13 protein-coding genes are annotated in these 12,120 nt (G+C 65.0%); 8 read left to right on the forward strand and 5 right to left on the reverse strand.

Annotation, left to right across the window (positions count from 1 at the left end; all coding sequences use genetic code 11):
- Positions 1-156 precede the first annotated feature (156 nt).
- The gene (locus AC1DSJ_RS21365) at positions 157-612 is read right to left on the reverse strand and encodes a GFA family protein (RefSeq protein ID WP_342067024.1); all 456 of its coding nucleotides are present in this window, start codon (positions 610-612) and stop codon (positions 157-159) included.
- A gap of 250 nt (positions 613-862) precedes the next feature.
- Between AC1DSJ_RS21365 and AC1DSJ_RS21370 the strand changes: the two genes are divergently transcribed.
- The 6 genes from AC1DSJ_RS21370 to AC1DSJ_RS21395 all read left to right on the forward strand — a co-directional run bounded on the left by AC1DSJ_RS21370 (position 863) and on the right by AC1DSJ_RS21395 (position 5,565).
- On the forward strand, positions 863-1,744 hold the full coding sequence (locus AC1DSJ_RS21370) for a phosphoribosylaminoimidazolesuccinocarboxamide synthase (protein WP_054422503.1): 882 nt from the start codon (positions 863-865) through the stop codon (positions 1,742-1,744).
- Between the two features lie 188 nt (positions 1,745-1,932).
- The gene (locus tag AC1DSJ_RS21375; protein ID WP_175171445.1) at positions 1,933-2,091 is read left to right on the forward strand and encodes a DUF5993 family protein; all 159 of its coding nucleotides are present in this window, start codon (positions 1,933-1,935) and stop codon (positions 2,089-2,091) included.
- Positions 2,092-2,101: 10 nt separating this feature from the next.
- Positions 2,102-2,674 carry a disulfide bond formation protein B gene (locus AC1DSJ_RS21380; RefSeq protein ID WP_441372103.1) on the forward strand — a complete coding sequence of 191 codons (573 nt, stop codon included), beginning with the start codon at positions 2,102-2,104 and terminating at the stop codon, positions 2,672-2,674.
- 105 nt (positions 2,675-2,779) lie between these two features.
- Positions 2,780-3,301 carry a 5-(carboxyamino)imidazole ribonucleotide mutase gene (purE, locus tag AC1DSJ_RS21385; protein ID WP_054422501.1) on the forward strand — a complete coding sequence of 174 codons (522 nt, stop codon included), beginning with the start codon at positions 2,780-2,782 and terminating at the stop codon, positions 3,299-3,301.
- Positions 3,302-3,306: 5 nt separating this feature from the next.
- On the forward strand, positions 3,307-4,497 hold the full coding sequence (locus tag AC1DSJ_RS21390) for a 5-(carboxyamino)imidazole ribonucleotide synthase (protein WP_441372104.1): 1,191 nt from the start codon (positions 3,307-3,309) through the stop codon (positions 4,495-4,497).
- A 15-nt stretch (positions 4,498-4,512) separates the two neighbouring features.
- Positions 4,513-5,565 carry an L-threonylcarbamoyladenylate synthase gene (locus AC1DSJ_RS21395; protein ID WP_441372105.1) on the forward strand — a complete coding sequence of 351 codons (1,053 nt, stop codon included), beginning with the start codon at positions 4,513-4,515 and terminating at the stop codon, positions 5,563-5,565.
- 87 nt (positions 5,566-5,652) lie between these two features.
- On the opposite strand, the gene AC1DSJ_RS21400 is transcribed toward AC1DSJ_RS21395, so the two are convergent.
- From AC1DSJ_RS21400 to AC1DSJ_RS21415, 4 genes are all read right to left on the reverse strand, one after another.
- Positions 5,653-6,480 (reverse strand): IclR family transcriptional regulator domain-containing protein, encoded by an 828-nt coding sequence (locus AC1DSJ_RS21400; RefSeq protein WP_441372106.1) that lies wholly within the window; start codon positions 6,478-6,480, stop codon positions 5,653-5,655.
- The gene (locus AC1DSJ_RS21405) at positions 6,480-7,166 is read right to left on the reverse strand and encodes a 3-oxoacid CoA-transferase subunit B (RefSeq protein WP_054422497.1); all 687 of its coding nucleotides are present in this window, start codon (positions 7,164-7,166) and stop codon (positions 6,480-6,482) included. The genes AC1DSJ_RS21400 and AC1DSJ_RS21405 overlap by 1 nt, the downstream gene beginning before the upstream one ends.
- 10 nt (positions 7,167-7,176) lie before the next feature.
- Complete coding sequence (locus AC1DSJ_RS21410) at positions 7,177-7,857, reverse strand: 3-oxoacid CoA-transferase subunit A (RefSeq protein ID WP_054422496.1); 681 nt, start codon at positions 7,855-7,857, stop codon at positions 7,177-7,179.
- Positions 7,858-7,920: 63 nt separating this feature from the next.
- The gene (locus tag AC1DSJ_RS21415; RefSeq protein WP_054422495.1) at positions 7,921-8,949 is read right to left on the reverse strand and encodes a Bug family tripartite tricarboxylate transporter substrate binding protein; all 1,029 of its coding nucleotides are present in this window, start codon (positions 8,947-8,949) and stop codon (positions 7,921-7,923) included.
- A gap of 377 nt (positions 8,950-9,326) precedes the next feature.
- Here AC1DSJ_RS21415 and AC1DSJ_RS21420 point away from each other — a divergent pair, with 377 nt between their 5' ends.
- Together AC1DSJ_RS21420 and AC1DSJ_RS21425 are read left to right on the forward strand one after the other, a co-directional pair.
- Positions 9,327-10,349, forward strand: a complete 1,023-nt coding sequence (locus tag AC1DSJ_RS21420) for an amino acid ABC transporter substrate-binding protein (RefSeq protein ID WP_054422494.1) — start codon at positions 9,327-9,329, stop codon at positions 10,347-10,349.
- Positions 10,350-10,550: 201 nt separating this feature from the next.
- The gene (locus AC1DSJ_RS21425; RefSeq protein ID WP_054422493.1) at positions 10,551-12,110 is read left to right on the forward strand and encodes an acetolactate synthase large subunit; all 1,560 of its coding nucleotides are present in this window, start codon (positions 10,551-10,553) and stop codon (positions 12,108-12,110) included.
- Positions 12,111-12,120: the final 10 nt, after the last annotated feature.

Below are 12,120 nucleotides of genomic sequence, written 5' to 3' on the forward strand. Positions count from 1 at the left end.
GGGCGGCCTCGCATGGGGCCGCCCCTTTTTTTATGCGGGCGCGATGCAGTCTGAATAGAGCTATGCAATGCAGTCTGAATAGAACTATTCGGTGCAGTCTGAATAGAACTATGCAGTGCAGTCTGAATAGAACTATTCAATGCAGTCTGAATAGCGCTATCCCGCCGGCGCGTTCTTGGGAAAGTGCGGCACGTTGCGGTCCACGTGGTGCCAGGACGGCGCCGAGCTCGTCCATAGGCTGGCCTTGGCGTGGAAGGCTTCCGGGTCATCCAGCGACCCCGCGCGCACCACTTCGTACCCCATGCCTTCAGAGCCGCCGAACAGCGGCGTGCCACAGGCGGCGCAGAAGCTGCGCATGACGGTGTGGCCGGAATCGCCCTTGTAGCGGTGCTCCTTGGCCTGGCCGCGCAGCATCGTGACCGAGCCGGCGGGGAAGATCAACGCATGGGCCGGGGCGCCGCCGCTGGAATACTGGCAGTCCCGGCAATGACAGGTGGCCGCGGTGATGGGCTCATCCGTGACGGCGTAACGGACGGCGCCGCACTGGCATCCCCCCGTCAGATGAACCTGCGCGTCGGCGTGGGACGGGCGTTTTTGGGATGCATCCTGCATACGACGTTGTCTCCTCCAGGGGTATTGGGGGGCGCCGTAACGCGGGTCGCGGTCGGCGCGCATGTTGGAACGCAGCCAGACTAACCTGCTGCCCGCCGCCCGGCAAGACGGGCTTATTTGCAGTAATCTATGCGCTTTGCACGACCCGCTTTCCAGCGCCCGGTCGGCTCTGAAGTTTCCAATTTCGTTCTACTTCCCGCCCTGGCGCTGCCCGAGGCGGGAATCTTCATTTTTGCCATAGGCCATTCCCGTGACTTCTGCTTTGCATCAATCCAGCATCAAGTCCTTGCCGCTGCTGGGCCGCGGTAAGGTGCGCGATATGTACGCGGTGGGCGACGACAAGTTGCTGATCGTCGCGTCGGATCGTATCTCCGCCTTCGACGTGATTCTTGACGATCCCATTCCCGGCAAGGGACAGGTGCTGACCGAGCTGACCGAATTCTGGTTGCAGAAGCTGGCCCACATCCTGCCGAACCACTCCACGGGCGTGAAGCCCGAAGACGTGGTGGCTCCCGACGAAGTTGACCAGGTGCGCGGCCGCGCCGTCGTCGTCAAGCGCCTGAAGCCGATCCTGGTGGAAGCGGTTGCCCGCGGCTACCTGATCGGTTCCGGCTGGAAAGACTACCAATCCACCGGCGCCATCTGCGGCATCAAGCTGCCCGCCGGCCTGCAACAGGCCAGCCAGTTGCCCGAACCCATCTTCACGCCCGCCGCCAAGGCCGAATTCGGCATGCACGACGAGAACGTGGACTTCGCGCACGTGGTCAAGGAAGTCGGCCAGGAAATGGCCGAGCGCATCCGCGACGTGACGCTCAAGCTGTACGCCGAAGCCGCCAAGTTCGCCGCCACCAAGGGCATCATCATTGCCGACACCAAGTTCGAATTCGGCCTGGACGACAACGGCACGCTGCACTTGATGGACGAAGTGCTGACGCCCGATTCCTCGCGCTTCTGGCCGGCTGACGGCTACCGCGTGGGCATCAGCCCCCCGTCGTTCGACAAGCAGTTCGTGCGCGACTGGCTCGAAACCCAAACCTGGGACAAGACGCCGCCCGCACCGCGCCTGCCGCAGGACGTGCTGGAAAAGACCGCCGCCAAGTACCGCGAAGCGCTGGACCGCCTGGTCGCCTGACCCGGCAAGCTCTGCGCTGTCAAAAACCCGCTCCTGTGTTGAGCGGGTTTTTTTTCGTCGCTTTCCGGCGGTTCTTGCAGCCCGATCCGGCCCCGGCAATAGGGGGTTTTCGATAGGAAATATGTCGGATTGTTACGCTATACTCGTCGGTTGCCTTCGCAGGACGTCCGACGACAGGAGCCTTCCGCATGATCATGATGTTGCCTTTTCTGACCGGATTGGTCGCGGTGTGGTTTGGCGTGGCGGGTAAACGCCGCCCGTGCGTGACCTTCTGGGTGCTGACGTTGGTGATCTTCGCCGCCTGGTGCCAGCACCACATGACCAGCCCGCTGGCGCTGTCGCTGTAAGGGCCGGGCCATGATCTTCTCCCGCAATCCGGCGCGCGGCTCGCGCGTCTTGAACGGCTTGGCGCTGCTGGGCGTGACCGGCATTCTTGGCATGGCGTTTGCCTGGCAGATCGTCTATGACGAGCTGCCTTGCCCGCTTTGCCTGCTGCAACGCGTCGCCCTCATTCTGGCCGGCGTCGGCTTTCTCTTGAACATGCGCCTGGGGCCGTCGCCCATGCACTACGCGATGAGCATCGCCGCATCGCTGGGCGGCATGGTCGCCTCTGGCCGGCAAGTCCTGCTGCACATGGCGCCCGGCGACCCGGGCTATGGCTCGCCCTTTCTGGGCATGCACTTCTATACCTGGGCGTTCATCGCGTTCGCCGCCATCATCGTTTTCAGCATCCTGATGCAGACCGCCGACCGCAAATGGGGCGACAGCATGCTGAAAAAGCCGGTGCCCATGCTGGGCGTAGTGGTCATGGCCCTGTTTTTCATCGTGACCCTGGCCAACGTTGGCAGCACCACGCTGGAGTGCGGTTTCGGGCCTTGCCCGGACGATCCCACCACCTATCTGTGGCTGCCGTCTTCGGCCACGCCGTAGCCTGTCGCGCGCGCCGGGTAAAATACCGGGTTTCGCGGATACGTTCCGCGGTCCTTTGACATTCCGCGGGCGGGTTTCCGCGGTCTTACCTCTTTGACACCGGTTATGACAGCCAAGACTTCCGCAGCGGCAGAGGCCACCCCCGTGGTGGGCGTGATTATGGGATCTTCCAGCGATTGGGAGGTCATGAAGCACGCGGTCACCATGCTTGAGGACTTCGGCGTGGCTTACGAGGCGCGCGTGATTTCCGCGCACCGCATGCCGCAGGACATGGCCGAGTACGGCGCTGCGGCCTACGACCGCGGCCTGCGCGGCATCATCGCCGGCGCCGGTGGCGCGGCCCACTTGCCGGGCATGATGGCGGCGCTGACCGAAGTGCCGGTGTTCGGTGTGCCGGTGCCTTCCAAATACCTGCGTGGCGAAGACTCGCTCTTGTCCATCGTGCAGATGCCCAAGGGCGTGCCGGTGGCCACCTTCGCCATCGGCGAAGCGGGCGCGGCCAACGCAGCGCTGCACCTGATCGCTACGCTGGCGGGCACCGATGCCGGTTTGCACAAGAAGCTGGTGGCCTTCCGCGCGCGCCAGACGCAAGCCGCGCGCGACATGAAGGTTCCGCCCGAGGCCTGATCCGTATGACTCAATCGACTTCTTTCATGATTGCTCCCGGCGGCTGGCTGGGTTTGCTGGGCGGCGGCCAACTGGGCCGCATGTTCTGCCACGCGGCGCAAAGCCTGGGCTACAAGGTTGCGGTGCTGGACCCGGCCGAAGAATGCCCCGCCGGCATGGTGGCCGACCTGCACATTCAGGCCGCCTACGATGACGAAGCCGGCCTGGCCCGGCTGGCGCAGACCTGTCAAGCCGTCACCACCGAATTCGAGAACGTGCCTGCCGACAGCTTGCGCACGCTGGCCACGCGCTGCCGCGTGAGCCCGGCCGCTGACGCCGTGGCCATCGTGCAGGATCGCATCGCCGAAAAAACCTTCATTGCTTCGCAAGGCATTCCCGTTGCGCCGCACGCCGCCATCCGCAGCGAAGCCGATGTGCGCGCCGCATCCGACGCGCTGTTTCCCGGCATTCTGAAAGTGGCCCGTCTGGGTTACGACGGCAAGGGCCAGGCCCGTATCAACACGCGTGACGAAGCGCTGGCGGCGTTTGCCGAGTTCGGCGGCGTGGCGTGCGTGCTGGAAGCGCTGATGCCGCTGGATTATGAAATCTCGGTCGTGATTGCACGCGGTTTCGATGGCGCCACCGTCGTGTTTCCCGTTGCGCGCAACGTGCACCGCGATGGCATACTGGCGGTGTCCACCGCAGCGCCCGTGGAATCGGACGCGGCCCATGCAGAACGGCAGGCCCGCGCCACCGATGCGGCAAAAGCCATCGCGCAAGGCCTGGGTTACCACGGCGTGATGTGCGTGGAATTCTTCGTGCTGAAGGACGGCAGCCTGATCGTCAACGAGATCGCGCCGCGTCCGCACAACAGCGGCCACTACACGATGAACGCCTGCGTCACCAGCCAGTTTGAACAACAGGCGCGCGCCATGGCCGGCTTGCCGCTGGGCAGCGCCGCGTTGATGGCGCCCGCCGTCATGCTGAACATCCTGGGCGACATCTGGTATGCGTCCGAGTCCGCCACCACGCAGCGCGAACCCGATTGGGCCGCCGCGCTGGCGGTGCCCACGGCCAAGCTGCATCTGTACGGCAAGCGCGAAGCGCGCCGTGGCCGCAAGATGGGCCACATCACCATCGTGGCGCCCACGCTGGAACAAGCCCGTAGCGATGCCGCCCGCGTGGCGGCCGCGCTGGGCATGCAAGCCCCCGAGTAACCCGCGACGATCCTGATGTCTTCCTTGCCCCCGCCCGAGTCCGCCAACGCCGCGGAGATTGCCCGCGCCGCCCAACGCTTGCTGGACGGCGAGCTGGCCGCCTTTCCCACCGAGACCGTCTACGGTCTGGGTGCGGATGCGGAAAACCCGCAGGCGGTGGCGAAGATCTACGCGGCCAAGGGCCGCCCGTCGAACCATCCCGTCATCGTGCACATCGCGCCTGATGGCGATGTGTCGTATTGGGCGTCGCAGGTGCCGCCCGAGGCGCGCCTGCTGATCGACGCGTTCTGGCCCGGTCCGTTGACGCTGATTCTGAAGCGCGCGCCGCATATCGTTGACACGGTAAGCGGCGGGCAGGACAGCATCGGCATCCGCTGCCCGTCGCATCCGGTGGCGCAGGCGCTGCTGGCGGCGTTTGCTGCCGGCAAGCCGAACGGGCAGGGCGGCGTGGCTGCGCCATCCGCCAACAAGTTCGGCCAGGTGTCACCCACGCGGGCCGAGCACGTGAAGAGCGAATTCCCTGACGAAGTGGCTGCCGGCATGCCCGTGCTGGAAGGCGGCGCATCGGAAGTGGGCATTGAGTCCACCATTCTGGATCTGTCGCGCCTGGATCGCGGCGCCGGCCCCGTGCTGTTGCGTCCGGGTCACATCAGCGCGGCGCAAATCGAAGCGGTGTTGGGCGTGCAGGTGTTTGCCCCGGACGCCGCCGCACCGCGCGCATCCGGCACGCTGAAAGCGCACTACGCGCCGCGCACACCGCTGGAGCTGGCCTCCGATGCGCGTCTGCAAGACGTGGCCCAGGGCCGCAACCTGCCGGCAGGCAAGGTGGTGGTGGTGGCGTATGGGGACAAGCCCGCCTCGTTGGACCCGCGCTTGCAATGGCATGCCGTGCTTGCGGACCCGGCGCGTTATGCGCAAGCCTTGTACGGCCTGCTGCGCGATCTGGACAAACAGGGTTATGCGCGCATCATCGTGCAAGCGCCGCCGGCAACAGACGAATGGCACGCGGTCAACGACCGCATCGGCCGCGCGGCCGCTGCGTTTACGTTGGATACGACGGATTTGTGATTGCAGGCTGGATGTCGCGCGGACCTGTCGTCGCGCGGCCCTGTCGGTACGCACGGCAAGCCCTGCATCGCGCGTCATCCGCTGCATTCACGCCACCAAGAACTCTCCGATTCTCTCCACCGCTTGCCGCAACGGCGGCAAGAATTCATCCGTCAATCTCGTCAACGGCACCCTGGCCGCTTTGACACTGACGTTCACTGCGCCGCAGGCTTTGCCGCTGGCTGAGCGCACGGGCACCGAAATCGCCCGCACATTCAATTCCAATTCCTGGTCGACAACCGCGTAGTCCTGCTCGCGGATACGTTCCAGTTCCACGCGCAGTTTCGCTTCGGTGATCAGCGTGAATTCCGTATAGGGCTGCAAATCGATTGCAGCGAAGTAGCGCGCCAGCGCCGGCTCGGGCAATTGCGCCAGCAGCACACGGCCGATCGAGGTGCAGTATGCGGGCAGGCGGCTGCCCAGCCCCATCGATGTGGCCAGCAGGCGGTTCACTTCGGAGCGCGCCAGGTACAGCATTTCATTGCCTTCCATGATGGCCAGCGCGCAGGTCTCGTTGACGGTGGCGCTTAACTCTTCCAGCACGGGCTGGGCCAGCGACACGAACGGCGTGGATGAGAAGTACGCGTACCCCAAACCCAAAATGCGTGGCGTCAGCACGAACAGCCGGCCGTGTTGCTCGGCAATGCCCAACAGCACCAGCGTATGCAGGCAGCGCTGCACCACCGCACGCGGCAGCCCGGCGCGCCGGCTCAGTTCGGCGGCGGTTTGCGGATGGCGGCGCGTGCCGAACGCGCGGATCACGTGCAGGCCGCGCGCCAAGGTCAGCATGTAATCGGGATCGCCACGGAACTGATCAGGATGATCCTCCGCAGCCAGCGGCGCGGCGTAGCCGGGCGGAGGCAGGTTGGGCAGCATCAGCGTGCGTGCAGCGGTGCGCCCGTGCGCGATTGCAGTTCGGATAGCGTCATGCCGTCGATCATATCCCGAACCACCAGGCCTTCTGGGGTGACGTCGATGACGGCAAGGTCCGTGTAGATGCGGTCCACCACGCCCGCGCCTGTCAGCGGATAGGTGCAGCGTTCAACGATCTTCGGATCGCCGTTCTTGCTGTTGTGCTCCATCATGATGAACACGCTGCGCGCGCCCACCGCCAGGTCCATCGCGCCGCCCACGGCCGGGGCTTCGCCGGGTTTGGCCAGCGACCAGTTGGCCAAATCGCCATTGGCCGCGACCTGCATGCCGCCCATTACGCAGATGTCCAGATGGCCGCCGCGCATCATCGCGAACGAATCCGCGTGGTGAAAGTACGAGCCGCCGGTCAGCAAGGTCACGGGCTGCTTGCCGGCGTTGATGAGATCCAGGTTGATGGCGTCGTCAGCAGGCGGCGGGCCCATGCCCAGGATGCCGTTTTCGCTGTGCAGCACGATCTCGCGGTCATCGGGCAGATGGGCCGCCACCAGCACCGGCATGCCGATGCCCAGGTTGACGTAGCTGCCATCGGGAATGTCCAGGGCCAGGCGGCGCGCCATGGCCTCGCGGGTCAGGGGTTGATACGCCCGAGGGCTGGAAGTCTGCGGGCGGGACGTCGGGGAAAGAGTCATGCGGATTCCTTCAGCTGGAGAAGGCGGCGTGGGCCACCTCGGTGATGCGCTTGACGAAAATGCCCGGCGTGACAATGGCTTCGGGCGGCAGCTCGCCCAGCTCGGCTTTGGCGCGCACCTGCACGATGGCGGTCTTGGCTGCCATGCACATGATGGGGCCGAAGTTGCGCGCGCTCTTGTGATAAGTCAGGTTGCCCCAGCGGTCGCCCTGGTCGGCTTTGACCAGCGCAAAATCACCATGCAGCGGCGTTTCAAACACGTGGCCGCGGCCGTTGATGATGCGGGTTTCTTTGCCTTGCGCCAGCTCGGTGCCGTAGGCGGTGGGCGTGAAGAAACCGCCCAGCCCGGCGCCCGCCGCGCGCAGCCGTTCGGCAATGGTGCCTTGCGGCACGCATTCCAGTTCGATGCCGCCGCGGCGGTACAGGTCGTCGAACACCCAGGAGTGCGACGCCTTGGGAAACGAGCAGATCACCTTGCGCACGCGTCCGGCCTTGATCAGCGCGGCCAGCCCCGTTTCGTGATTGCCGGCGTTGTTGCTCACTACCGTGAGTTCGCGCGCGCCCTGGTCGATCAAGGCGTGGATGAGTTCGGTGGGCATGCCCGCACCGCCAAAGCCGCTGATCAGCACCGTGGCGCCGTCGTGGATATCTGCGACCGCGTCGTCGGGCGTGTCGATGAATTTATTGATCATGATGACTCCGAGGCGGCGCGACGCTGCTGCGGCATTCCGGCCGCGCCAGCGCCCGCCGCGCGTTCAATTCACGGTAATGCCCGCCTGCTTGATGATCTCGGCGTAGCGTGCCGAGTCGGTCTTCATCAGTTCTGCGAATTGCGCCGTCGTGCCGCCGACAGGCAGGAAGCCGGCATCCACGAACTTCTGCTTCACGTCGGGTTCCTTCACGATTTCACTGATCTCGCGCGCCATGCGTTCGATGATCGGCTTGGGCGTGCCGGCCGGCGCCATCAGACCGGCCCACGAGCCCGTCACGAAGCCGGGCATGCCGGCTTCTTCCATGGTGGGAATGCCGGGTTCGGTCGGCCAGCGTTCCTTGCCAGTGAACGCCAGCGCCTTCAACCGGTTCTGCTTCACGTATTGCATCGGCACCAGGATCGGGTCGAACACCATGGAGACGCGTCCGCCCAGCAGGTCTGTCAGGATCGGCGCGCTGCCCTTGTAGGCCACGTGCGTCATCGTGAGCTTGTTCTGCAAGGCGAAGTCGGCGCCGGTCAGGTGCGCGCTGGAGCCATTACCGCTGGAGGCGTAGGTCAGCTTGTCGGGGTGCTTGCGGCCATAGGCCACCAGATCGGCCACCGTTTTCACGGGCAGGTCTTCGGACACGAACAGGAACAGCGGCAGGTCGGCCATCTGCACCACCGGCGTCAGGTCGGCCGGCGCATAGTTGAGCTTGTACAGGTGGAAGTTGATGATGTAGGCCGGCAGGATGGACAGGAAGGTGTAGCCGTCGGGGTCCGACTTGGCGGCCATTGCCGACCCCACGCTGCTGTTCGCGCCGGGTTTGTTTTCAACGATGATCGTCTGCTTTAAGCGCGGCCCCAGCTTTTCCATCACGATGCGGGTCACGATGTCGGTAGACCCGCCCGGCGTATACGGCACGATGATCTTGATAGGTTTGGACGGCCAGTCATCGGCCGCATTAGCGGGGCCGGTGGGGCCGGCAACCATGCCGACGGCCGCCAGCGCGGACCACAACAAGGTTTTCAGGGCCAGACGGCGCGGGGCGGCGGCGTGGCGGCGAGGCTGCGGCGTGACTACACGTGCCATGGATTTGTCTCCTCCATGAATCGACCGAATATCGATGCGCGCCCGGGTTTTTTTGTGGCGCGCTCGGCGTTTTTTAAGATGTTGCGGCGGTGCCGCGCGGGGATGACGCCCATGCCGTATATCGGACATCGGCGCGAAAAAAGTATGGCATGCAAGGCGGTGCACCAAGAGGTGAATCAGTCTGATTAAGTTCGATCACCGGACAAATGCCGTGCGCGTGCCAACTTGTCACGCCTCGGGTTTTCACTAGGCCGCATCGCGTTGTTCACGCCGTGGACATCGCTTAATCTGGCGAGCGGCCCAGCAAAACAGGGCCCCGGTTTTCAGCCGGCGGCGGCTTACAAGCCGCCCGGCCATCCCTTTCAGGAGAAGCAGCAATGAAGCGGTCTATCTTGTTTGCAGCCGGCGCCTTGGCCCTGGCTTGCGCGTCCCAGGCCGCCGTGGCCGGCCCCACGCTGGATGCGGTGAAGAAAAAAGGGTTCGTGCAGTGCGGCCTGACCGACGGCGTCTCCGGTTTCTCGGCCACCAACAGCAAGGGCGAATGGGAAGGCATGGACGTGGACATCTGCCGCGCCGTGGCCGCCGCCGTCTTCGGTGACGCAAGCAAATTCAAAGGCACCGCGCTGTCGACCCAGCAACGCTTCACCGCGCTGCAATCGGGCGAAGTGGACGTGCTGTTGCGCACCGTGACGCTGACGCAGACGCGCGATACCTCGTTGGGCCTGTCCGCCGTGGCGGCCAGCTTCTATGACGGCCAGGGCATTCTGGTGAACAAGAAGCTGGGCGTCAAAAGCGCCAAGGAACTGAACGGCGCCACGGTTTGCGTGCAGCCGGGCACCACCACCGAACTGAATCTGGCCGATTGGTTCCGTTCCAATAACATCGAATTCAAACCCGTCGTGATCGACAAGGTGACTGAAGTGGTCCGCGCCTTTGAGTCGGGCCGCTGCGACGCCTTCACGGACGACGCCTCGCAACTGGCCGCCGTGCGCGCGACGCAAGTCGCCAACCCGAACGACTTCGAAATTCTGCCCGAACGCTTCTCGAAGGAACCGCTGGGCCCCATGGTGCGCCAGGGCGACGAGAACTGGCTGGGCATCGTGCGCTGGACGCTGTTTGCGCTGCTGGAAGCCGAGGAATACGGCATCACGCAAAAGAACGTGGATGAGATGCTCAAGAGCAACAACCCCAACGTCTTGCGCATCCTGGGCGTGACGCCGGGCGCGGGCAAGAACATGGGCCTGGATGAAAAGTGGGCCTATAACGCCATCAAGGCCGTGGGCAACTACAGCGAAGTGTTCGAACGCAACGTCGGCAAAGACAGCAAGCTGGGCCTGCAACGCGGCACGAACGCGCTGTGGAATAAGGGCGGCGCGATGTATCCGTGGCCCATCCGCTGACCGGGCTGCCTTGACCGCCACCACGGCCCGCCCCACGCGGGCCGTTTTTATTGCATGATTCCGGCAGACGGAACACAGGCGGAATGGTTCCATGTCCGCAAGCTGAAATGGCTCTATCGCGATGCGGATACGCTACCTATCATGCATATCAGGCGGGCGAGCATGCGCCCGCATCGCCATTGAAAACGACTAGGGAAAATCATGAACGGCGCTGACAGTCTTTGCGATACCTTGCTGGCCAACGATGTGGACGTGTGCTTTGCCAACCCCGGCACGTCTGAAATGCATTTTGTCGCGGCCTTGGATCGCAAGCCCAAGATGCGTTGCGTGCTGGGTCTGTTCGAAGGTGTGGTGACGGGCGCGGCCGACGGTTACGCGCGCATGGCCGACAAGCCGGCCGCGACCTTGCTGCATCTGGGCCCCGGCCTGGGCAATGGCCTGGCCAATCTGCACAACGCCAAGCGCGCCCGCACGCCCATGGTCAACATTGTGGGCGACCACGCGACGTACCACGTGCAATACGACGCCCCGCTGACGAGCGACGTCGAAGGCGTGGCGCGCCCGATGTCGCACTGGGTCAAGCGCACGATGACGGCCGCCGCCGTTTCCGCCGATGCCGCCGAAGCCATCGGGGTCGCGCGCCAGTCGCCCGGCAACATCGCCACGCTGATCCTGCCTGCCGATACCGCCTGGACCGATCTGCCTGACACTGCCCCCGCGCCCGTGCAGGTGAAAGACGCGCCGCTGGCGCAGACCTCTGCCGAGGCCGTGCGCGCGGCCGCCGCCGCCATCCGCTCGGGTGAAGTCACCGTGCTGATGCTGGGCGGTGCGGCGCTGCGCGAGCGCGCGCTGAACGCCGCTGGCCGCATCGCGCGCGCCACCGGCGTGCGCCTGATGTCGGAAACGTCCAACCGCCGCATCGAACGCGGCGGCGCGCGCACGCCGGTTGACCGCCTGCCGTACCCCATCGACATGGCCGTGGCCAAGCTGAAAGACGTCAAGCATCTGGTGCTGGCGGGCGCGAAGGCCCCGGTCGGCTTCTTCGCGTACCCCGGCAAGCCCAGCCTGCTGGCCCCGCCGGACAGCAACCAGGTGGTGCTGGCCTCTGCTGAACAGGACTTGGCCCACGCGCTGGAATGGCTGGCGGATGAGCTTGGCATCGCCGCCGACGCGCCGCGCCTGGCCACGCCGGCCGCGGCCTATGAAGTGCCGTCGTCCGGCAAGCTGACGGGTGCCGCCGTGAACATTCTGGTCGCCCACACCTTGCCCGAACAGGCCATCGTGTGCGATGAGTCCATCACGCAAGGCCGTGAATTCCCGATCTACAGCGCCAGCAGCGCCCCGCACGATTGGCTGATGCTGACGGGCGGCGCCATCGGTATTGGCCTGCCCATGGCCACCGGCGCCGCTGTGGCGTGCCCCGACCGCAAGGTCATCACGTTGCAGGCGGACGGCAGCGGCATGTACACGCTGCAAGCCTTGTGGACGCAGGCGCGTGAAAACCTGAATTGCCTGACGGTGATTCTGGCCAACCGTTCCTATGCCACGCTGCACGGCGAAATGAAAAACGTGGGCGTGAAGGAACCGGGCCGCAACGCGCGCCGCATGCTCGACCTGGAAGAACCGTATCTGGACTGGACGCATCTGGCGCGCGGCATGGGCGTGGAGGCGGTCAGCGTGGATACGGTTGAAGGCTTTGCACGCGCACTGGCCGACGGCCTGAAGCGCCGTGGCCCGTTCCTGATCGAAGCGGTGATCTAAGGCGGGCGTG

The sequence above is a fragment of the Achromobacter sp. 01N37 genome, assembly GCF_056399725.1.